The organism is Flavobacterium sp. FlaQc-28, assembly GCF_044007415.1.
GTDB lineage: Bacteria > Bacteroidota > Bacteroidia > Flavobacteriales > Flavobacteriaceae > Flavobacterium.
In genome coordinates, this window is the sequence record NZ_JBIPCM010000002.1 from 74283 (window position 1) to 97406 (window position 23124).

Annotated in this window: 18 protein-coding genes; 8 read left to right on the forward strand and 10 right to left on the reverse strand. The window is 31.8% G+C overall.

The genetic code is table 11. From position 1 onward, the window contains the following. Positions 1-149 precede the first annotated feature (149 nt). Complete coding sequence (locus ACHRVL_RS06205) at positions 150-2309, reverse strand: DPP IV N-terminal domain-containing protein (RefSeq protein ID WP_395411176.1); 2160 nt, start codon at positions 2307-2309, stop codon at positions 150-152. Positions 2310-2737: 428 nt separating this feature from the next. Between ACHRVL_RS06205 and ACHRVL_RS06210 the strand changes: the two genes are divergently transcribed. From ACHRVL_RS06210 to ACHRVL_RS06220, 3 genes are all read left to right on the forward strand, one after another. Next, entirely contained in the window at positions 2738-3691 is a 954-nt protein-coding gene (locus tag ACHRVL_RS06210; protein ID WP_395411178.1) for a YARHG domain-containing protein, read from the forward strand. Positions 3692-3864: 173 nt separating this feature from the next. Further along, positions 3865-5796 carry an amino acid permease gene (locus ACHRVL_RS06215; protein WP_395411179.1) on the forward strand — a complete coding sequence of 644 codons (1932 nt, stop codon included), beginning with the start codon at positions 3865-3867 and terminating at the stop codon, positions 5794-5796. A gap of 149 nt (positions 5797-5945) precedes the next feature. Continuing rightward, complete coding sequence (locus tag ACHRVL_RS06220) at positions 5946-7040, forward strand: DUF695 domain-containing protein (protein WP_395411181.1); 1095 nt, start codon at positions 5946-5948, stop codon at positions 7038-7040. A gap of 166 nt (positions 7041-7206) precedes the next feature. On the opposite strand, the gene ACHRVL_RS06225 is transcribed toward ACHRVL_RS06220, so the two are convergent. Then, positions 7207-8409, reverse strand: a complete 1203-nt coding sequence (locus tag ACHRVL_RS06225; protein ID WP_395411183.1) for an aminotransferase class I/II-fold pyridoxal phosphate-dependent enzyme — start codon at positions 8407-8409, stop codon at positions 7207-7209. Between the two features lie 269 nt (positions 8410-8678). Here ACHRVL_RS06225 and ACHRVL_RS06230 point away from each other — a divergent pair, with 269 nt between their 5' ends. Further along, a complete protein-coding gene (locus ACHRVL_RS06230; RefSeq protein WP_395411186.1) occupies positions 8679-9137 on the forward strand; it encodes an Lrp/AsnC family transcriptional regulator in 459 nt (152 codons plus the stop codon). A gap of 219 nt (positions 9138-9356) precedes the next feature. Here ACHRVL_RS06230 and ACHRVL_RS06235 read toward each other — a convergent pair whose 3' ends face one another. The 5 genes from ACHRVL_RS06235 to ACHRVL_RS06255 all read right to left on the reverse strand — a co-directional run bounded on the left by ACHRVL_RS06235 (position 9357) and on the right by ACHRVL_RS06255 (position 13038). Further along, positions 9357-9764: a hypothetical protein gene (locus ACHRVL_RS06235; RefSeq protein ID WP_395411188.1), complete on the reverse strand. Its 408-nt coding sequence runs from the start codon at positions 9762-9764 to the stop codon at positions 9357-9359. Positions 9765-9901: 137 nt separating this feature from the next. After that, entirely contained in the window at positions 9902-10345 is a 444-nt protein-coding gene (locus tag ACHRVL_RS06240) for a hypothetical protein (RefSeq protein ID WP_395411190.1), read from the reverse strand. Positions 10346-10515: 170 nt separating this feature from the next. After that, positions 10516-11655, reverse strand: a complete 1140-nt coding sequence (locus tag ACHRVL_RS06245; RefSeq protein WP_395411191.1) for a tetratricopeptide repeat protein — start codon at positions 11653-11655, stop codon at positions 10516-10518. A gap of 110 nt (positions 11656-11765) precedes the next feature. Then, on the reverse strand, positions 11766-12455 hold the full coding sequence (locus ACHRVL_RS06250) for a hypothetical protein (protein WP_089054595.1): 690 nt from the start codon (positions 12453-12455) through the stop codon (positions 11766-11768). Positions 12456-12459: 4 nt separating this feature from the next. Further along, on the reverse strand, positions 12460-13038 hold the full coding sequence (locus ACHRVL_RS06255) for a hypothetical protein (RefSeq protein WP_395411193.1): 579 nt from the start codon (positions 13036-13038) through the stop codon (positions 12460-12462). A 561-nt stretch (positions 13039-13599) separates the two neighbouring features. Here ACHRVL_RS06255 and lpdA point away from each other — a divergent pair. Beyond that, on the forward strand, positions 13600-15003 hold the full coding sequence (gene lpdA / locus ACHRVL_RS06260; protein ID WP_089054597.1) for a dihydrolipoyl dehydrogenase: 1404 nt from the start codon (positions 13600-13602) through the stop codon (positions 15001-15003). Positions 15004-15058: 55 nt separating this feature from the next. On the opposite strand, the gene ACHRVL_RS06265 is transcribed toward lpdA, so the two are convergent. The 3 genes from ACHRVL_RS06265 to ACHRVL_RS06275 form a co-directional block, all read right to left on the reverse strand. Next, complete coding sequence (locus tag ACHRVL_RS06265; protein ID WP_395411196.1) at positions 15059-15565, reverse strand: hypothetical protein; 507 nt, start codon at positions 15563-15565, stop codon at positions 15059-15061. A gap of 698 nt (positions 15566-16263) precedes the next feature. Further along, a complete protein-coding gene (locus ACHRVL_RS06270; protein WP_089054599.1) occupies positions 16264-16638 on the reverse strand; it encodes a DoxX family membrane protein in 375 nt (124 codons plus the stop codon). Between the two features lie 210 nt (positions 16639-16848). Beyond that, on the reverse strand, positions 16849-17742 hold the full coding sequence (locus ACHRVL_RS06275) for a DUF4349 domain-containing protein (RefSeq protein ID WP_395411198.1): 894 nt from the start codon (positions 17740-17742) through the stop codon (positions 16849-16851). Positions 17743-18006: 264 nt separating this feature from the next. Here ACHRVL_RS06275 and ACHRVL_RS06280 point away from each other — a divergent pair, with 264 nt between their 5' ends. The 3 genes from ACHRVL_RS06280 to ACHRVL_RS06290 all read left to right on the forward strand — a co-directional run bounded on the left by ACHRVL_RS06280 (position 18007) and on the right by ACHRVL_RS06290 (position 22948). Beyond that, positions 18007-19293 carry an anthranilate synthase component I family protein gene (locus ACHRVL_RS06280; RefSeq protein WP_395411199.1) on the forward strand — a complete coding sequence of 429 codons (1287 nt, stop codon included), beginning with the start codon at positions 18007-18009 and terminating at the stop codon, positions 19291-19293. 242 nt (positions 19294-19535) lie between these two features. Next, on the forward strand, positions 19536-20846 hold the full coding sequence (gene tilS, locus ACHRVL_RS06285) for a tRNA lysidine(34) synthetase TilS (protein ID WP_395411202.1): 1311 nt from the start codon (positions 19536-19538) through the stop codon (positions 20844-20846). Then, positions 20846-22948, forward strand: coding sequence for a cytochrome c biogenesis protein CcdA (locus ACHRVL_RS06290; RefSeq protein ID WP_395411204.1), 2103 nt, complete (start codon positions 20846-20848; stop codon positions 22946-22948). The genes tilS and ACHRVL_RS06290 overlap by 1 nt, the downstream gene beginning before the upstream one ends. Positions 22949-23124: the final 176 nt, after the last annotated feature.

Genomic DNA, 23124 nt, shown 5'->3' on the forward strand with positions numbered 1-23124 from the left:
TTGGGTGTATGTTATTTTAGTTTTGCTTAAAATATTCTGTAAAAATCATTCTTAATAAGTGGCAAAAAAAAGCAATCTATAAAACGACTAAGCCCCATTATTCCGAGGAATAACAGGGCTTAAAAATGACAAGTTTAAATTCTTGTAGACTATTTGGCGCCAGGAGGGCAATGCTCTTTGATGTACTTTGTAAAAGTATCGGCAAGATGTTTTGTAGTTCCTTCTCCCTCGTATATACTGTGCGAACGATTTGGATAAATCATCAAATCAAACATTTTATCATATTTTACCAATTCATTAATCAGAACCTCGGCATTTTTATAATGTACATTATCATCGCCTGTTCCATGAATGTATAATAAATTTCCTTTCAGGTTTTTAGCGTGTGTTACTGGAGAAGCCTTTATGTAAGTCGCTTCGTTTTCACTTGGCAATCCCATATATCTTTCCGTATAAATATTGTCGTAAAAATGCTGATCTGTAACCGCTGCGATAGCAATTCCAGTTTTGTAAATTTCAGGAAACTGAAACATCAAATTCAAAGTTACAGCGCCGCCGCCGCTCCATCCGTGAATAGCAACTCTGTCAGAATCAATAAAGTTCCATTTCAAAACTTCTTTAGCGGCCATAGCTTGATCGTGCGTATTGATAATTCCGATGTTTTTATAAATTGATTTTCTCCATTTTGTACCTTTCAATACTGGAGTTCCACGGTTATCCATTGCAATTCCAATATATCCTTCAGGAATTAAAGAGGCAATAAAGGGATAAAAATACGGCTCGTCATTTGCAACAGACGCCATTGGTTCGCCATAAACATAAAAGAATATAGGATACTTTTTTGAAGCGTCAAAATTTAAAGGTTTGGCCATAACACCGTCTATTTCGATTCCATCAACAGTTGTAACCTTAAATTTCTCTAATGAATAATTGCGTCTTGGTGCCGAAAAAGAATCTGCAGCAGCCGGAAGTATTTTTTTATGACCGGATAAAGCAACCAAACGTTTGTTGTAATCGCGATTGATATTAGAATTTACGTGTTTAGCATATTGAGCATCAGTCGAAAAACTGTATTCATTTGTTCCCTCAAATTCTTGTGGCGTTACGCGTTTCGTTTTCTTTGTATTTAAATTAGTTTCGTACAAATAACGTTGTGTAGCATCTTTTGGGCTGGCAATAAAATAAACAGATTTTGTTTCTTGATTGTAAGCTTTGTAGTAAGCATCAAAATTTTCAGTTGTAATAAGTTCTTTCTTTTTGCCGTCGCTGCTGATTTTGTAAATATGCATCCACCCGTCAGCATCTGAACTCCAAAGAAATGATTTTCCGTTATCTACAAACTGGCACGGAAAAACATCATATTCGCCAGATGAAATATCAAAAACATCAATCCAAGAATCTGATTTTTCCTGATAGATTAAATTCGCCGTTCCAGATTTAGTATCACATTTATAAATAGAAGCTTGATTTTGATTTCGATTTAATTGAATAACCATTACATTTTGATTACTGATCCATTCCATTCGAACTAAATAATTATTATCAGGTTCGCCGGGAATATTCAGCCAGTTTGTTTGTAAGGAAGTAACATCAATTACACCAATTTTTACGGATGAAGGTTTTTCTCCAGCTTTAGGATATTCGACTGGAATCGTAAACGGATAAAGAGCATCAGTATTATTGATCATCAAATGAAACTTCGTTTTTGAAGCATCTACACGCCAAAATGAAATACTCTTTCCATCAGGACTCCATCTAAAACCGTCACGAGCAGCAAGTTCTTCTTCATAAACCCAGTCAAAAGTACCGTTAATAATTTTATCTGTACCATCTGTAGTTAAAGGCGTTATTTTTCCAGAGTTTAGATTTTCAAGATAAATATTATGCTGCGAAACATAAGCCACATTTTCGTTATCGTTAGAAAACTTAGCAAACATCAATGACGACTTTTCTAAGCTCGTTCCCAGTTGTCTGCCTTTTCCAGTTGTTAAATCAAAGTACCAAAAATCTCCTTTCGTATTGGCTCTCCAAACTTTTTTAGAATTGGTAAAAATCAAGACCTTTGTTTTGTTTTCATTCCAAACCAAATCTTCAATTTCTCCTGTAAAACCAGATTTTTTTAATTGACCATCTGTTAAAATGATTTTCTTTTGATTTAGTTTGTCAACATCATAAACTATAACATTCTCTTCAGAGTTCACCCAAAAAGAGTGGGAATTTGGCAGCCAGTTTAGTTGATTAATATCAATATCCTCTTGCGCAAAAACGCTGGAGCAGATTAATAAAAAGAGTAACAAATGTTTCTTCATTATATAGGTGTTTTTAGTTTGTTATAGTATTGTATTTTGAAGGAGTAAATATAGTAAGTATTTCGTTTGTTTAGGAATTAACTTATAAATTCTGTTGGAATTTTGATCTTTTTAAGACTATTGACGAAAGAAAGGAAAGAATAGAAACGACATTATTTTTAAATTTTTAGGCTGAAATATATTTGGATAAAAATACTATAGGCTTTTTTTACAAATTGGTATTATATTACTATTTAGTAAGCGAATATTATCTTGTTTTAGGTTAATATATTATTGGTTTAATCATTCTTTGTGGATGTATTTGCTTTGGCAAGGAAGCTAAGTGCTTATTTTTGTCAAGTTTATTCCTGTTTATTTTATTTGGATATCTGTTGAAGAAAATAAAATTGTTTTATATATTTCAAATCAAATTAATTAAGTTATTAAAAATGAAGTTTTATTTCTGTTTAATGTTATTTGTTACTTTTTCGATTAGTGCGCAAAAAGGACTAAATTGTTCGAAATGCTCAGTTGAAATTATTGACGAAAGTAAATTGAAAAATGAAGATATTTTTTCTTTGAAATTGCTGAAAAATGAAATTTATGCTAGAAAGGGATACGTATTTTCCAATTCTCAATATTCAGATATTTTTAAAAAATACGACTGGTACAAACCTTTAAATGATAATGGCAGTATTGTTTATTCAGATATTGAAATAAAAAATATTGCTATTCTTAACCAGAGAATTAGTGAAATATTAGAATATTTGAGCAACGAGCAGAATAGCAAGTATAAAACGTTATCTCAAAAAGAAGTAATTCGAATTTTTACAAAAGAGAAAAGAAAGGAGTTTGGAATCAATTTCGTTATTTGGAAGGTTTATCATTATAAAGATAAAACGGGTGAATATTATTTAGTACTGACAGAAGATAAATTTAAGGAAACGGTCGCGGGTAATAATTTCAATAATGCAGTCAAGGCTTTTAATTTTAAAATAGATAACGAGAACTGGATAAAAACGTTTGAAATTAATGATTTTAAAGAAAGTTATGAAGAAAGTATTTGGTTTTGGTCAAGATATATTTATGTTGAAGATTTTGATAACGATGGGATTATTGATCCGATTGTAATTTATGGTACTGCTGGATCTAATTCATATGGTGATGGAAGAATCAAAATTCTATTATATTATAAAGGAAAGAAAATAGGAATCCGAATTCAAAATGGTGTTTTGGATGATGAAAGAAATTTTAAAGTAGATACTGAGTTTTATACGCTGCCAAATAAAATACAGGCCAAAATTGTAGAACAAATGAATTTAATGGTCGAAAATGAGCATTCGATTTTGCCTTATGGATGGCAAAAAAAAATGGCAAAAAAAATAACTTTTATCTCTGAATAGCCCTTCATAAATAGTGCTTTGTTTGTAATTTATCGTTTGGGCAGTAATAAATTTAACTAAAAGCATTTAAAATAAAATCGTTTTATATATTTGAAATCACGATAAAAATTGCATTATTTGCAAAATAAAAGCATAATCACTACTATAAATTAATTTAAAAAGTAAATCCATATATGGCATTATCAGGTTTATTCCGAAAAAAAACGGTACAAGATATTCTGAAGCAGGTTGCAAAGAACGAATCAGATGGTCATGATGCATTAGGAAAGCATTTGACCACAAGAGATTTAACCGCGTTTGGTATTGCAGCTATTGTAGGAGCAGGGATTTTCAGTACCATCGGAAAAGCCAGTGCAGATGGCGGTCCTGCTGTAATTTTTCTATTTTTATTTACTGCTTTAGCCTGTAGTTTTGCGGCTTTTGCTTACGCTGAATTTGCTTCAATGGTTCCAGTTTCTGGAAGCGCTTATACGTATTCTTATGTTGCATTTGGTGAAATTATTGCTTGGATAATTGGCTGGGCGTTAATCATGGAATATGCTGTAGGAAATATAACTGTCGCCATATCTTGGAGTGATTATTTTACAGGACTTCTCCAGAGCGGCGGGATTCATTTACCGCAATGGATTCAGATGGATTATTTAACGGCCTCAAATGGCTTTAAAGATGCCGAAGCGTTAATGCGAGGCGGAAAATCATTCGAAAATTTAAGTACCGCATTGCAGGCAGCACACACTGCTTGGACAACGGCGCCAACTATAGGATCATTTCATTTTGTAACTGATATTCCAGCTTTATTTATTATTATTTTGATTACAGCTTTGGTTTATAGAGGAATGAAAGAGTCTCGTAATGCCAGTAACTTAATGGTAGTTGTAAAACTGTGTGTCGTTCTTTTAGTCATTGCAGTTGGAGCATTTTATGTAGATACAGCAAATTGGGATCCGTTTGCTCCAAATGGAGTTAGTGGTGTATTAAAAGGAGTATCGGCAGTTTTCTTTGCTTATATTGGTTTTGATGCCATTTCTACAACTGCCGAAGAATGTAAAAATCCGCAGCGCGATTTACCTCGAGGTATGATGTGGGCCATTATTATTTGTACCATTTTATATATAGCGATTGCTTTAGTTTTAACAGGAATGGTTCGTTATAACGAATTAAATGTTGGAGATCCATTAGCATTTGTTTTCGAAAAATTAGACTTAAAATGGATGTCAGGAATTATTGCAGTAAGTGCAGTAGTAGCAATGGCAAGTGTTTTATTGGTTTTTCAAATGGGTCAGCCTCGTATCTGGATGAGTATGAGCCGTGATGGTTTATTACCAAAGAAATTCTCTAAAGTTCATCCAAAATTCAAAACACCATCATTTGCCACAGTAGTAACTGGTTTTGTGGTTGCAGTTCCCGCTTTGTTTTTGAACCTGACAATGGTGACTGATTTATGTAGTATTGGAACTTTGTTTGCCTTTGTATTAGTTTGTGCAGGAGTTTTAGTATTACAAGATAAAACAGATATTCCGAGAGGAAAATTCAAAACTCCTTATATCAACGCAAAGTTCATTTTGCCATTGGCAATAATTGCAGGACTGTATTATTCTTTTGCTTTTAATAATAAAGCAACAATGGCCTTTATTAAAAATGAAACACAAATAAACGATGCAACAACTATTATTACGTCTTTAAATAAAGGTGAATCTGAAAAAGTATTCAATTATTTAGAAAGCATTGATGTTGATAATAAAACGTCTGAAACCTCAGATTTAGAACATTTACTAAGTCAATATCAAGATGATGATGCAAAATATGCCGAAGTTGTAAAAGGAATGCCTATTGCAGATTCTTTAAAATACGAATCAGGGATTAGTTTATTTAAACATAAAATTCCAATGTGGATTTTCCTTTTTGTTTTAGTTGGATTAGCCGTTTGGGCATTTAGAAAGAACCTGTCTTTAATCCCGCTTTTAGGATTAATCTGCTGTCTTTATATGATGGCTGAATTAAGTGTTTGGAACTGGATTTATTTTACAATTTGGTTGCTGATAGGATTATTGATTTACTTTACTTACAGTAGAAAAAATAGTAAACTGAATGTAACAGAGGCATAAATTAGAAGCTGAAAATTATAAAAAAAACCGTTTTGAATAAAATCTCAAAACGGTTTTTTTTATGGCTTTTTTATAAAAATATCGTCCTGTTTACGAAAGTTTTTTCTTAGGTTTGTTCTGTTGTAAAATTTAAATTGTTTTTATTATAAATGAGTTTTTTAAAGAATATATTAGGTAGAAAAGAAGTAAAAATAGAATCCTGCAGCGATTTTTGGAACTGGTTTTTAAAACAGGAAAAAGAGTTTTTTAAAATCGTTCAAAACGGAGAAAATATTCATATAGGTTTCTTTGATAAACTGGCACCAAAACTGGAAGAAATTCATTCTGGAATTTATTTTTTGACAGGAATGTGCGATGATCAAACAGCTGAGTTGATTCTAACACCTGACGGAGCATTAAGAAATATCTATATTATTGAAGAGTTAGTTGAGACAGCTCCCAAGATCAACGGTTGGAAATTTACTGCACTTAAACCAGCCTGCGATATTAAAGATGTAGGGATTAAGTATGAGAATTTTGAATTCAATAAAGACAATTTGAAATTTTATCCCAACATACATAAAAGCTATCCAGATGAAATAGATTTAACGATTGTGTATGATGATTACAGCGAAGAAAAAAAGGCTGCTGTAACAAACGGTGTTCATATTTTTTTAGACAACTATTTGGGCGAAATGCATTCAGTTACACTAATCGATAATTTAAAAGTTATAGGAAATGGTGAAGTTTCAGAAGAGTTAATTCCTATTGAAAAATTAAGCGATTATTTGATTTGGAGAGAGAAAGAATTTGTCGAGAAATACGAAGGAATAAGACATAACACGGAAAATGATGGTTATACCAATTTTGAAGGAAAACGTAAAGATGGCGGAATCGTATTGGCTTTAATAAATACAACCCTTTTAAAATGGGATAAAAAAGCGTCGCATCCGTGGGTTTTTATTCTTGCACTTGAATTTGAGGACTGTGATAATGGAGGATTGCCAGACGGGAAAACTAATAATAGATTAGAAGAAATTGAAGAAGAAATAATAAATTATTTACCAGATTTTGAGGGATATTTAAATATAGGAAGAGAAACAGCAAACAACAAAAGAGAACTCTTTTTTGCGTGTAAAGACTTTAGAAATCCTTCAAAGACGGCAGACGAGTTAATAAAAAAATACAGCGGCGATTTTAAAATAAGTTACGAGCTGTATAAAGATAAATACTGGCAGTCTTTTAAACATTTTGAACAAGATTAAGATAGAAAACCGTTCTGAAATTTTCAGAACGGTTTTTTTTATTTTTACCCGAGAATGCAGGACTTGTTTTTTAGCAAAAAAAATCCGCATAGAGAAAAATCTCCTGCGGATTCAAACAAGCTAAAAAAAAATCGTGCAAATTTATTTATAAAGAATTGTTTCAAATTTATAAAACCCCAAGTTCAATCATGCAGGCCTTCATCATTTCGTAAGTACGCTCAATGTCGTTATCTAATCCAATAGAAAAACGAATTAAACCATCTGTCAATCCCATTTCTTGTTGTTCTTCTAACGGAATTTCACTTGAAGTTGAAGTTCCCGGCGCGCTAAACAATGTTTTGTAAAAGCCTAAACTTACCGCCAAATAGCCTAAATTTCGAGTCTGCATTAATTCCATTAATTCGTTGGCTTTTGCCAAAGAACCAACATCAATTGTCAGCATACCGCCAAAGCCGTATTCTGGGTTTATCATGGTCTTGTATAATTCATGACTCGGATGGCTTTTTAACCCTGGATAAACCGTTTTTAAACCGTCTTTTTCAAATTGATCGGCTAGAAAATGTGCATTATGACTGTGCTGTTTAATTCGGATATGAAGTGTGCGCAGATTTTTCATCACACTTGCAGAACGTAAACTGTCCATTGTAGGGCCTAAAAGCATACTTGCTCCAGAATTTACATTTTTCAAAGCATTAATAAATTCTTTCGATGCGCAAGTCACGCCGCCAACAGTATCACTGCTTCCATTAATGTATTTCGTTAAACTATGAATGACAATATCAGCACCTAATTTTGCAGGTGAAACTGATAATGGCGAAAACGTATTATCAACTACCAATTTCAGATTATGTTTTTTAGCAATCTTAGCCAAACCTGTAATATCAGCAACTTCTAATAATGGGTTACTAACGGTTTCACAATATAAAACTTTCGTTTTTGGCGTAATTGCAGCCTCAACGACATCTAGTTTTGTAATGTCAACAAAGCTTGTTTCAATTCCGAATCTTGGTGTAAAGTTTTTCAAGAAAGCGTAAGTTCCGCCATAAATCGTTCTGCTCGAAACAATATGATCGCCTGCACCGCATAATTGCAATAGAGTAGGCGTGATAGCTCCCATTCCTGAAGCCGAAACATTTGCAGTTTCTGTTCCTTCCATTGCTGCCAAAGCCTGATCTAAATATAAATTACTAGGTGAAGAATGACGAGAATACAAATAACAGCCTTCCATGTTTCCTTCAAAAGTGTCAAACATCGTTTTAGCCGAAAGAAAAGTATAAGTTGAAGAATCAGAAATCGACGGATTTACGCCTCCAAATTCACCAAAGTATTGTAAATCCTGTATTTTATCTGCTGGGTTAAAGTCTTTCATTAGTTAATGGTTTATTGTTGATTCAATTTGTTTAGGAGCTGATTCCTGATCGAAGTGATATCGCTTGGATTAGGGGTAGAAAACTCATTTTCAAAAGAAATTCTGTTCAAAATAAGATCTATTTAGATTATTAATCAATACTTGTCTTTGTGTTTAGTTTTTAAAACTATAAAAATGTATTTGTTATGATTTTTAATCTAAATTTGATGCAAAAAAAGTAACTCAATAGATTTTTTTTCATTTCAACAATTAACCATCAAACTGAAATCATGATTTTAGACGCCGTAGATAAAAAGCTTTTAGTTTTATTACAAACTGACAGCAAGCAAACCAACAAAGAGTTATCCATGAAACTTAATCTTTCAGTAACAGCAGTATACGAAAGGATAAAAAAGCTGGAGCGCGAAGGAATAATTAAAAGCTATGCAGCTCTAGTCGATAAATCTAAAATAGAAAAAGGATTTGTAGTTTTCTGTCATTTAAAACTTATTCAGCATACAAAAGAATTTCTAACCAAATTCGAAAGCGAAGTTATCAAACTCAATGAAGTTCTAGAATGTCATCACGTAAGCGGCGATTATGATTATATCCTGAAGGTATTAGTAAAAGATATGGAAGCGTACCGAGAATTTTTGGTTACAAAACTGACTTCATTACAACATATTGGAAGTACGCAGAGTACTTTTATGATTAGTGAGGTCAAGAATTCAACAGTGATTTCTTTTTGAGAGACTCAAATGTTTTTGATTTTAGGTTTCCAGTCTTGGTGCATTTTATGTTATTTCGATCGAAAGGAGACTTGAGCGATAGCGAACAGATGAAGCAATTATTCAAATGCAAAACCAACTTTCCATTGAGCTTATTGCCCAAATTCATCGTTGTAGCTGTTATGCACAATGCTTTATATTTTCGAGTACCTGGTGCAATAATTTAGGTTAACCTAGGCTTTATTTTTCTTCAATTTTAGAATTTTTAGGATATGGGAAATATGCGGTATATAATTTTCCTTTTATTCTTAGCACTATTGCAATAAAATTTATTGTTTTTTCCGTGGGAATATCGGCTACGAATACATTATTTTTTCCTTTTTTTAAGTCATTTTGGAATTTATATGTTTCATCAGTGTATATAAAACTTACGGCAGCATTTAAATTTTTGACAGGAATAGTTGTCTTTAGTGAATCTGTAGCATAACATTCAATTGTGTTTTCATATTTAGTAAGTCCAATTATATAACCGTCATCAACTTTGACTAAACCTTTTAATGGTTTTTGAAGCTGTTCTTGAGCGTAACAGATGTTTAGCCCTGATAAAAGTAAAATGAAATGTATAATATTTATTTTATTTAATGTCATTTTTAAAAGATGTTATTTAAGGATTGTTTTTTGTGTTTAATTTTTGAGATATTGTATATAACATTCTGGTACTTAAGAAGGTTTGGGAGTAAATAAAGTCTATTTCCTAAAGCCATTGCGTTAGCTGTTGTAGGCAGCTACTTTTTGTCTAAATCTAAATAATAAAGTTTAGCCGCTTCTTGGATTTCAGCATCTAAACTGTCATCAAGAGCATATGAATATAGTACCCATTTGGTACTTGGTTTGTAAAATTTAAATATGAATCTAATAGGTTGCCTATCATATTTTACGAGATATGAGTATAGAATAAAACTTTCAGAGAATTTTTTAGTTGTGATAATTTCATATCCATTATACTTCCCCATGTAATTTTCTGTAAAACCATTTACTGTTCCAATAATTTTATCAATGTCATCTTTTGCTCGTTCTGTCCATTTGTTTGATGCGTATAAATCTTTTATAGCTTTTCCTGCATCTTTTTCGTAGGTCTTAAAAAAATTGTCCAACAAGTTCTGTGGTTCCGATTGAGCAAAGATATTTCCTGATAAGGAAATTAATAAAATCAATAAAAGTCTTTTCATAATAGTTTAATCTGTTTATTTATGGTTCTTAATAATTATCTACGACTCCTCATTATAGTTGGTTTTGGACTAAATTAAGCTCTGTTTTTGGATTTGCCAAATTGAAATCAACTTTCCATTTAATCAATTACCAAATCCGTTGTAATAGCTGTTATGTTCAGTTATTCTGCTTATTTAGTTGGTCTTGATGTTGCTGTCGGTTTTACTTTTTCTTCAAGAACCTCAATTACACTTTTCTTCAAATCATCATATTTGAAGTTCTCGTTAAAGCCAATGTTGAATGTAGAATGTGTATCTCCTTTTGTTCGGCAGAGTAAATACTTTGTTCCATCTCGCTCTACTGAAATTGGAGAATATTCTGTTTGAATACGATATTCAATTTTATCATCTTGATTTATAATATAAAACAAATGTTTGTTGTATACATCTTTAGAGTCTTCTTGGTATCTTTCGAAAGCTTGGATTAATTTGTCATTCCATTTAAATTGGTCGTAGCAAAACATATCTTTCAAATTATCTTTAAGCTGATTTTTCTTGTGAGCCTCATACAATTTGTCTTTATATGGTTTTGCTTTGTCATACTCTTTTCTATTATAATATATTTGAATAAGTTTAGCGTAAGTGTGATAGTCTGTTGGGTCTAATTGCAAAAGTTCAACAAAGGCGGGTTCTGCTTTATCATAGTTGCCTTTTAGAGATTCAAGAAGTCCGATGTTGAACAATGCATTTATGTATGAATTAGATTTTGTATCAATTTTTGATTTTGCTATGTAAAATGCCTCTAAAGCTTTATCGTTATTTTTTTGATCAGAATAAATTTGAGCGACAAATGAATAAGGTCTAGCAGGGCAATTCTTTTGTTCTGTTGCCTTTTTGTATGCTTCTAAAGCTAAATCTAATTTTTTTAAATTATAATAGGAATCACCAAGTCCACTATAAAATTCGGCATCATCCGATTTTAAATTAATTGCGGATTGAAAATTTTTTACAGCTTCATCATATTTCTGCATATAATTTAAAGTGGATGCCTTAATGTAAAATGATGCAGGGTCTTTTGAGTCTTTGTCTATGGATAAATTCATAAACTTGATGCAATTACTATCGTCTTCTTTCATGTAATAAGCTAGTCCAATATAATACAATGATTTTGCAGAATAGTCTAAAGATTTAGAAGCGTGCTGTTCGATAATTTTATCGAATTCGTTATTGTCATTTAAAGTTTTTAGCTCTCTAGTTATTTGGTCTTGAGCAAAAGTTGTCAAGTTAGAAATTATCAGAATGAGTAGTGCTAAATTTTTTTTAATTGTCATTATGTTGTCATTTTTATAATTGGGCATAGTATCTATTTACTACAGGGGATTTAGGACTAAATTAGGTGCTATTTTCAAATTTGCCAGATCTGTTGTAGCAGCTGATAGATCTAGTTTTTACTAAACTTCTTTTTGTTTTTCAATACATAGTTGTCAATATCAGGAAAGTTTTTCATTTTTTTGAATTTGTATACTTTATTTATTTCATGCTTTTTTCCTGTTTGAAAGTCTGTTGCATTGGTCAGAACAAAGGTGGAATCATTTTTAATTATTCCTGTTTCTTCATATAAATTGTAATCACCAATGGTATTGTAGAAAATTTGAATTGTAATAGCATTATTTTCAATTTTATATATTCCTTGATCCCAAATTTCTGCCTTGGAATTCAAAAAAAATAAATTCTTATTTTTCAATTCAGTTAAATAACATTGAAAATGTTCAAATGCACTTTCCAAAGTATTGTTATCTGGTAAATCACATTTAATTCCAAAATTATACGCAAGATTGTCTTGCATTCCAGAATATGAACCTAATTTCATTGCAGAACCATTTTCTTTTAAGGCTAGTGTAGAAATTCGGACTTGGTAAAAGGTTTTTGTGGAATCTCTAACATAACCACCATATTCATTTCTGTAATACGGATTTGTTTTAACATAACTCTCTGTATAATAGTAGCCGTCTTTTCTCAAAGTGTTCGAGTCCCCAATATTGTTTAGCGACATCAGTTCTTTTTTGCCTTTTATAGAAATACAAGAAACAATTGTCAATAAAAAAAAGACTATAATTATTCGGTTTTTCATGTTTTTACTCTTTCCAAATTTTTACATTAAGATTATTTTTTAAGAAGTATATAATATTTCCCCATCCTTCTTGATTTGGTGCGTTATATCCCCAAATTTGATCTACTTCTTTTTCAAGTTTTTCTATTGCATTGCGATAATTTTCCCGAATTTGAGATTTTTCTTCAGAAGAATATTTCTCGAATTTTTCTTTATTTTTAATAAATCGGTCGTGTCCCTCCAGAAAATTAATTACATCACAATAGTCTTGGTCATTCTTTGTAAAGTCTGTTTCCTCAGGAAATAAATGGATTGTTTTTTCGACAAGCTTGGCTACATTTTCTAATTGCAAACTTTTCATTACACTTGGAATATATGGAACAATTTCCGGATAATTTCCAAAAATCTCAATTGCCCAGCCACCCGATTTCCAACAGCCAATTGTTTGAACTCCAATAAAAATTGTGAATGCTTCGAGTGTTGTTTTATTTTTTATTTCTTCAATAGACTCTTCAATGAATATTTTATCTGAAATTTTGAACAGCGCCTCTTCTGTTTCGATTGAAATACCATTCAATATTTCTCGGATTGTTTTCTTGTTCATTTTATGATTTTATTTCTAATTCGTTTTACCCGCAAGCGAATAGCATTATCGAAATTTGGGCTGTAATCAAAAGTTTATTTTTCATTTAAGTAGCTGTAAAGTAATTCATAACTCATAAACATGTGTGCATAAATTTATTCAGTTTTGTTCTAAGCAACTATATTAGCTAGATGTTTTATTTGTGCTTTTACATATTAATTTTTAGAAGCAATATATTACAAAAATAGAGTTATTTCTCGCATGTCAAAGCAATTCAATATGTTTTGATAATTTATGATGTAATATGAGAAGATCAAGTAAGGACAATAATTAAGAGAAAGATTTTACGGTGCTTTACAAAGAATGAAAAAGAGAAGAAACAAAAAGAAACTTTTGCGACTTTGTGTCTCCGTGAGCAAAATTCCATGTTTCTAAAAAACTTTAGCGAACCTTTGCGTAATTCTTAGCGTTCCTAGCGGTAAAACGTAACCCCAAAATTTCACACAAAAAACATTGAAATTTAAACTTTAAACAAAACTTTATTCCTTAATTTTGTAACCGCTAAAATAAAAACAAAATACTATGAGTTCATTTGACGTAGTCATTATAGGTTCAGGTCCTGGAGGATATGTATCAGCAATTCGTTGCGCACAATTAGGTTTCAAAACTGCAATTGTAGAAAAATATAATTCATTAGGCGGAACTTGCCTTAACGTAGGTTGTATTCCTTCAAAAGCATTATTAGCTTCTTCTCACCATTATGCAGAAATTAAACATTTCGCAGATCACGGAATCGAAGTTTCTGGCGATGTAAAAATCAATTTAGAGAAAATGATCGCCCGCAAACAAGCCGTTGTAGATCAAACTTCGGGTGGTGTGAACTATTTAATGGATAAAAATAAAATTACTGTTTTTAATGGTTTAGGTTCTTTTGTAGATGCAACACATATTTCAGTTGCAAAAGCAGACGGAACATCTGAAACGATTGAAGCAAAATATACTGTAATTGCTACAGGATCAAAACCATCTTCTTTACCATTCATCAAAATTGATAAAGAAAGAATCATCACTTCTACTGAGGCTTTGGCTTTAAAAGAAGTTCCAAAACATTTAGTTATTATTGGCGGCGGTGTTATCGGAATTGAGCTTGGACAAGTTTACCTTCGTTTAGGAGCTCAGGTTTCTGTAGTAGAATTCATGGACAGAATTATTCCTGGAATGGATGGTTCTCTTTCAAAAGAATTAACTAAAGTGTTGAAAAAACAAGGAATGAAATTCTATGTTTCTCACAAAGTAAAATCAGTTGAAAGAAACGGCGATGCTGTTACAGTTCAAGCTGAAAACGCAAAAGGAGAAACAATCACTCTAGAGGGAGATTATTCATTAGTTTCTGTTGGTCGTCGTCCTTACACAGACGGATTAAACGCTGACAAAGCTGGAGTAAAAATTTCTGATAGAGGACAAGTTGAAGTAAACGATCATTTACAAACAAACGTTCCTAATATTTATGCAATTGGAGATGTTGTTCGTGGAGCAATGTTAGCACACAAAGCAGAAGAAGAAGGAACTATGGTTGCTGAAATCTTAGCGGGTCAAAAACCACATATCGATTATAACTTAATTCCTGGTGTCGTTTACACTTGGCCAGAAGTTGCTGCAGTTGGACAAACTGAAGAGCAATTGAAAGCGGCAGGAGTAGCTTACAAATCAGGAAGTTTCCCATTTAAAGCGTTAGGACGTGCAAGAGCAAGTGCTGATTTAGACGGATTCGTAAAAATCCTTGCTGATGAAAAAACAGATGAGGTATTAGGAGTTCACATGATTGGTGCTCGTACAGCTGATTTAATTGCTGAAGCGGTTACTGCAATGGAATTTAAAGCTTCTGCTGAAGATATTTCAAGAATGAGCCATGCACACCCAACTTTTGCTGAAGCAATAAAAGAAGCAGCGTTGGCAGCAACAGATAATAGAGCTTTACACGTATAATTTTTTACGTTTAAATTATATTTAAACCGTCAAAAAAATAATTTTGACGGTTTTTTTATTGCCTCATTATTTTAAAAGTATAATAGGTTTCTTTGTTTTTCATGTAAACACTATATGTTTCATTTTCTTCATTAAATATCTTATATAGATATTTTTCACCTTTAACGCTTAAATTTCCTCTGGAAAAGTTATTACTTTCAATAAACTCTAATTCAAATTGACAATTACTCTTTTTTCTATAATATAATTTTGAATACGTATTGTCTTCAAATTTTTCTATCCATAAACCAGCACTTAAAGTAACTTCTACTTTTTTACCCTCATTTTCAAAATAATAATATTTTGAAATTTTATCAAAATGATTACATTGTTCTTTAGATATGTTAATTATTGGTTCTGTATTTTGTTCGCCATAGCCATTTGAGAATGGTTCGGCTGGGAAAAGAGTTTTAAATTCATCACAGTTTTTTAGTAATCGATAGTAGATCTGAGTAAATACTTTTTTTTGAATTATTGTATCATTAAATCTTGATAAGTATGGAAATATGTGCGATTTTTCCATTGTATTTGTTCTAATCTCATTATTCAAGTTTTTATTTTGAATCAATGATTTACAGATTTCAATGTTTAATGAATCAACAGATTGAATAGATTGAGATTTGGAAATAGAAGTGTAAAATAAGAGAATAAAGAATAGGTGGATTTTCATTTAGATATGTTAGTTAGTAAACCAAATGTAGGTTTTAGTAAGGATATTCTAATAATATAGAAGAAACTTTTTTTTTGCTTTTTTAGACGCTTTTTAATGCTCGAAAAAACATTAAGTGTCAGGAAATTTTTGTAAATTAGAGGTATCATTCTGATAATGTGTTTATTGGGGTGTTTTTAGTGATAAATACAATAGATTAGTTTTTTTTCTAAAAGTCAAGAATAGCATAAAATTGTTGTAAATAATACTAAGAATGATTAAAGTACCATAAAAGTCAGTAATTAGGACTATAGTGTCAAAAAAGACAAATGGGAAGAAAGCATCGGGAAAGCCGAGTTTGTCAAAAAGGACAATGTTGGTATGCTCAGGGTCTCATTTTTGGTCCTTTTTATTAAGGATAAATTTTTTAGATTAAAAGGTGCACTTGCAGCCGGCGAAAGTTTAAAATATAAGTATTCTTTCGAGTGAAACATGAAGAAAAACGGGCTGAAAAAATAAACCCGGAAGGTTTTTAAATCTTCCGGGTTTATTTTTTTTAGATAAAAAATGAATCAAGGAGTAAAAACAGTTTTATAATTATCCCAGTATCTGTAGATTAAAAATAAATTTCCCAAGAAAAGTAATCCAGCTATTGGCAGGCTTTCAGGAGTTAAAAAATAATTAATAAACAAGATGTTGATGGTAATGGGAAGGATCATAATATTTGCTAAAGTTACAAAGCGGCCGCTCACAAACGAAATTCCGCAAAGCAATTCAACTGTTTTAGCCAATGGAAGCAAGTACGTTGAAGCAACTAACCCCATATTAAACGCCTTAAAGTTGCCAGTCGTTTCTGGCTCTGGAGCCAGCTTAAAGAAAAATGAAATGGAGGCAAACAGCAATAACAGGCCGATTAAAACGCGGACAATAATAGTAGCAATTTTCATAATACTTAAGATTTTAAAAGGTTAAAATGATATAATTTATGTGCTGAAAATGCAAAATTTATATTTCTCAAATAAAGTTGTATGCGTAATAAAATAAGACTTTATTGAGAATTTAACAATTAGTATTATTCTGTTTTTGAGATTAATTTAATGCTATATCAAATATAACGATTTTTTCATTACGAAATTGCTATTTTATTAACACTTTTCTTATTTCTTTCCGTATTTTTTGTAAATAAAGAATGCTGCTATGCCAATTAGAATAAATGGCCATAAATTGACAAAGAAAACTAAAATAGACTGCAATATAAACCAGCCGCTTTTTAAGGCATCAATAATCTGAATTCCTAGGTTTGGTTTATAGTCAGAAGGATCTTTTTCGCCTGCAGTGATTTCCTGTTTTATGGTTTCATTTTGGTATAACTGTAATGTAATTGTGCTAAAATTAACCTGATCTTCAAGCGATAAATTTTCAATCGTACTATTGTCATTTTGTTCCTTTTGATTTGCCAATGTATTTTCGGCATCAATAACATCGTTTATTTTTTTACCCTTAGTATCAATTGCTTTTTCTATCCTTTTTTCGCTTACACTGCTTCTTTTTTGCGAAAGTTTATTGGCTAATAATTTTAATGAAACATCATCTGCTTTGATTATTCTAAAATCCAAAAAATCGATTTGCTTTGCAATTGTCTTAATTACCGTATCCAGTTGTGTATTAGGAACTCGAATTGTAATATTATTTTCTACTGAATACTTTGTAGTTTCAAGCGTACTATCCTGACTGATTTTAGTTTTGATCTGATCGTGAATATTGCTTTGTAAATTCGTATAAGTAACAAAGCCTCCAAATTTTTGCGTGGCATTTTCAATTGCATAAGTAGATTTGACGACGTTTTTGACTTTGAATTTAATATCTGCCGTTCGGATAAATTTTTGCTTGCTGTCTTTCTTTTCGACCGCTGCCGATGATGAAACAACAGTGCTGTCTGCTGCCATTTTTAAATCTGCAGATTCTCCAGAAGAATAATCTGCTTTTTTACAAGAAAATAATACCGTAATAATAATCAAGGAAGTCAATCCTAATTTTGCAATTGTTTTCATAAAGGTTATATAATTTGATTAATAAAAATATGAGTCTGTGTTTCAGACTTTTTTAGCTTTAGATTAGAAGATTTATAGGATTATAGAAATCGGTATAAATCTTTTAAAGTTTTTTTTCGAGTAATTTTTTAATCAAATAGCAAGAAAAGGTTTAATAATTAGCATTAATTCGATATACTAAAAAGTGTGCCATTTTTTTTTAAGGATTCTTTATATCGAAGGATTTTTTTTGTCGTAATTTTGAAACCTAAAATTCATACTTCTTTGAGAGTTTCAATTCATAAACATATTTCCAATCCAGCCCAATTTAAACAACAGCTGATGAGCTGGTCACAGCAGTTTCGTGAGATCGTTTTTCTAGACAGCAATTTGTATCCGCAGGAATATTCAAGCTTTGATTTTATTTTGGCTGTGGATGCCTTTACCTCTTTAAAAACCGATTTTCAAAATGCGTTTGATGATTTAAAACAATATCAGCAAACTACCAAAGACTGGCTTTTTGGTTATCTTTCTTATGATTTGAAAAATGATATAGAAGATTTAAAATCCAATAATTTTGATGGGTTAGACTTTCCGGATTTATTTTTCTTTCAACCAAAAAAAATATTTTTGTTGAAAGAAAATCAGCTCGAAATTCAATATTTACATCTTTGTGATGATGAAATTGAGGATGATTTTAAGGATATAGTCGAAAGTCAAAAGTCGAAAGACGAAAGTGGGGTGCCTTTAAAAATTGAACATCGTATTTCTAAAGAGTCATATGTTGAAAAAGTCAATAAAATGTTACAGCATATTCATCTTGGAGATATGTACGAAGCGAATTTTTGTATGGAATTCTACAGTGAAAATGCTGTTATAAATCCGTTAGAAAAATTTCTAAAACTAAATGAAATTTCGCAAGCGCCATTTTCAGTATTCTTTAAAAATCACAAGCAATATTTGCTTTCGGCTTCACCAGAAAGATATCTTAAAAAAGTTGGAGAGGATATTATTTCTCAGCCGATAAAAGGAACTTCAAAACGTTTTTCAGATCCAATTGAAGATCAAAAATCAAAAGAGTATCTAGAATCTGATGCAAAAGAACGAGCCGAAAACATTATGATTACAGATTTGGTTCGAAACGATTTGTCACATACCGCGCAAAAAGGCTCTGTAAAAGTTACAGAGTTGTGTAAAATATATTCGTTTTTGCAGGTGCATCAAATGATTTCGACTATAACTTCAAAATTAGATGCCCAATATTCACCAGTCGATGTTTTAAAAACGACTTTTCCAATGGGAAGCATGACCGGAGCGCCAAAGATTTCAGTTATGAAAATTATTGAAAATTTAGAAGAAACCAAGCGTGGTTTGTACAGCGGTGCCGTTGGTTATTTTACACCCGAATGTGATTTTGATTTCAATGTTGTAATTAGAAGTATTTTTTATAATCAGGAGAATAAATATGTTTCTTTTTCTGTTGGAAGCGCTATAACATCACAATCAATCCCTGAAAAAGAATACGAAGAATGTTTGTTGAAAGCTAAAGCAATGCACGAAGTTTTGCAGTAGATTAGTCAGCCACAAATTACACGAATTTGCGCGAATTGTTTTTTTTCCGCTCCCGACAGCTATCGGGATGAAAAGATTTATACAGATTTTTTAATCATTTTAATCTCTTATATCTGTAGCTATATTTTTTCACCTACAATTGAAAGGAAAAAATTTGTGCAAATTTGTGTAATTCGCGGCGAAAAAGAATGCTTAACATTTCATTTAAAAATAGATCGAATTTAATTTTTTACTTTTATCAAATGTTTTCAAAATTTCAAAATCATATCGTTTCAAGATTTCCATTTTTAGCAGAAAAAAAACTTTTTCTTGCTGTGAGCGGCGGTTTAGATAGTATGGTATTGTTGCATTTATTAAAACAGCTGCCATACGAAATTGCTGTGCTTCATTGTAATTTTCAGCTTCGCGGATTAGAAAGTTTTGGAGATCAGACTTTTGTCGAAAATTATTGTGATCAAAACAATATAGCAGTATTTACAACTCAATTTGATACTGAAGCTTTTGCAAAAGACTACAAATTATCAACACAAGTTGCCGCTCGTGAACTTCGCTACAGTTGGTTTTATGAGCTTTTGGAAGAGAAAAACTTCGATTATATTCTAACAGCACATCATGCTGATGATAATTTGGAAACATTCATAATCAATTTGTCTCGGGGAACGGGATTGGATGGATTGAGCGGAATTCCAGAGCAAAATGATAAAATAATACGACCGCTTTTGCCTTTTTCGAGAGAAGAAATCTTGAAATATGCCGAAGAGAATAAGATCGAATGGCGCGAGGACAGCAGTAATGCATCTAATAAATACCTGAGAAATAAAATTCGTCATGATTTAGTTCCAGTTTTAAAAGAACTCAATCCAAACTTTTTAAATGCTTTTCAGAAAACACAGTCTTATCTGCAGGAGTCACAGATTATGGTTGAAGATGCTTCGATTATGATTTATCAGCAGGTTGCAAAAGAGGCTGGTGAGGATATTCATTTCGATTTAAAAAAACTTAAAAAATTACCCAATTATAAATCTTATTTGTACCAGTGGCTTCATGAATTTGGTTTTTTGGCGTGGAATGATATTTATGATTTGGTAAATGGGCAGTCTGGGAAACAAGTTTTTTCGGCTGAGTTTAGACTGCTGAAAAATAGGGATATTTTAATTTTGAGTCCCATTTCTGAAATGTCAGAAAAGGAACAGTTTGAAATTAATGAAAACGAAAAAGAAGTTAATTTTCCCTTAAAGTTAAAGCTTTGTAACGTAGGTCACATAACAATAGATTCAAATAGAACTATATTTGTGGACGCCGATAAAATCCAATTCCCGTTAGTTTTGCGTAAATGGAATGAAGGAGATGTTTTTCATCCGTTTGGAATGCACGGAAAATCAAAAAAAGTGAGTAAGCTTTTTAAAGATGAAAAGTTATCTCTAATTGAAAAGGAACAAACTTGGATTTTATGTTCAGATGATAAAATAGTCTGGGTGATTGGCATTAGACAGGATGAACGTTTTAGAATAAAAAATACCTCAAATAAAATACTTAAAATAGAACTACAATAATGAATTTTACTCAATCTAATCAAGCAGGAATGCTACAAAGTTTCAGGAGCAAATCGATTTTATTTTTACTGTTTTTCATTTTTGCCTTTGCAAAAAGTAATGCTCAAATTTTAGAGCCGGTTAAATGGACGGCAAAAATTGAAAAAAAATCAGGAAACAATGCAGTATTAATTTTTGATGGAACTATCGAAAAAGACTGGCATATGTATTCGCAGTTTACGCCAGACGGCGGGCCGCTTGCGTTGGAAATTACGTTTAAAAATCAAAAAGGAAATTACGAATTAGTTGGAAAAGCAAAAGAAGGTAAAACGAAAACGGCTTTTAATGATGTTTTTGGTGTAAATGAAACTTTTTTTGAAGGGAAAGCTCATATTGAGCAAGAAATAAAAATCATAAACCCAAACTTAAAAACAGTTGATGTAGATTTTGATTTTCAGGTTTGTAAAGAGGTTTGTATCAATTCAAGCAAGAAATTCTCAATTGCAGTTCCTTCAACATTCAAAATGGATGAGGTTCCTGCGGTTGCAGAATCCAAACTGGATGAAACGAAAGTAGCTGGAATAGCAGTTGATACGGTAAGTAAAACAGCAGCAGTTGAGAAAGTAGAACCAGCAAAAGTTGATAATGCAGCTGCTGAAGCTGCTGATGATGTACAGAAACCAGCTCCTGCAAGAAGTTTGTGGTCAATCTTTTTTATTGCTTTTATCTCGGGATTTGCGGCTTTATTAACGCCTTGTGTTTTCCCGATGATTCCAATGACAGTTAGTTTTTTTACAAAACAAAGTAAAAGCAGAGCAAAGGGAATTAGAAATGCTGTAATATATGGACTTTCGATTATTGCTATTTATGTAATTTTAGGATTAATAGTAACTAAGATATTTGGTGCAGATGCTTTAAATGCGTTGTCAACAGATGTATGGTTTAACTTGATTTTCTTTGTAATCCTAATCATTTTTGCTACTTCATTTTTGGGAGCTTTCGAAATTATGCTGCCAAATTCATGGGCAAACAAAGCAGATCAGCAAGCTGATAGAGGAGGAATAATTGGAATTTTGTTCATGGCTTTGGCTTTGGCAATTGTATCATTCTCTTGTACGGGGCCAATTGTTGGAACTTTATTAGTTGAGGCTGCTTCAAACGGAGGAATTGCGCCAATCGTTGGAATGTTAGGTTTCTCATCAGCTTTAGCTTTACCATTTATGTTGTTTGCGATGTTCCCAGGTTGGTTAAATTCATTGCCAAAATCTGGCGGATGGTTAAATACAGTAAAAGTTGTTTTAGGATTCTTAGAATTGGCTTTGGCATTCAAATTTTTATCAAATGCGGACTTGGTGCTGCAGTTACACTTTTTAGAAAGAGAAGTTTTTATCGCGATTTGGATTGCTATTTTTGCGGCTTTGACTTTGTACTTATTCGGAAAAATTACCTTACCGCATGATAGTCCGTTACATCATATTTCAGTAGGAAGATTGTATTTAGGATTGCTTACGCTTGTGTTTACAGTATATTTAATTCCAGGACTTTGGGGAGCACCTTTGAAATTAATTAGTGCATTTCCACCGCCGCCGCAATATAGCGAAAGTCCATTTGGTGTAGGAGGAAACTCATCAGCTGGGAATAATAGCACAGCTGCTGTAAAAGGAATGCCGGAAGGCGCTGAATTAGGACCGCATGGAATTATGGTTTTTCATGATTATGAAGATGGATTGGCATATGCAAAATCAATCAACAAACCAATTATGTTAGATTTTACTGGTTATGCTTGTGTAAACTGTAGAAAGATGGAGAATAATGTTTGGTCTGAACCAACGATTCTGCCAATTTTAAAAAATGATGTTGTTTTGATCTCTTTATATGTTGATGATAAACGTGAATTACCAAAAGAGGAGCAATTTGTAACTGCTTCTGGTGATAAAATTATTACAGTTGGTGATAAATGGACAGATTTTATGATCTCAAAATATAAAACCAATACACAGCCTTTGTATATAATTACAGATTTAGAAGGAAATAATTTGAATGCTTCTAAACCAACAATTAGTTATGTAAGCGCAGATGAATATTTGCACTGGCTGAAAGAAGGAATTTCAAACTTTAAATAGGTTTTTAGTACTTAGCCCTTGGTGATTAGTTCTTTTCTTTATAATTATTTGGAGTTAGTGATTAAAGGCTAATCTAAGTAAACTAGATGGTAAAGTGACTAATCACTAAGGACTAAATAAAATATTAATTCAAACAAAAAGCACTCTAAATTTAAATCTAGAGTGCTTTTTTATTT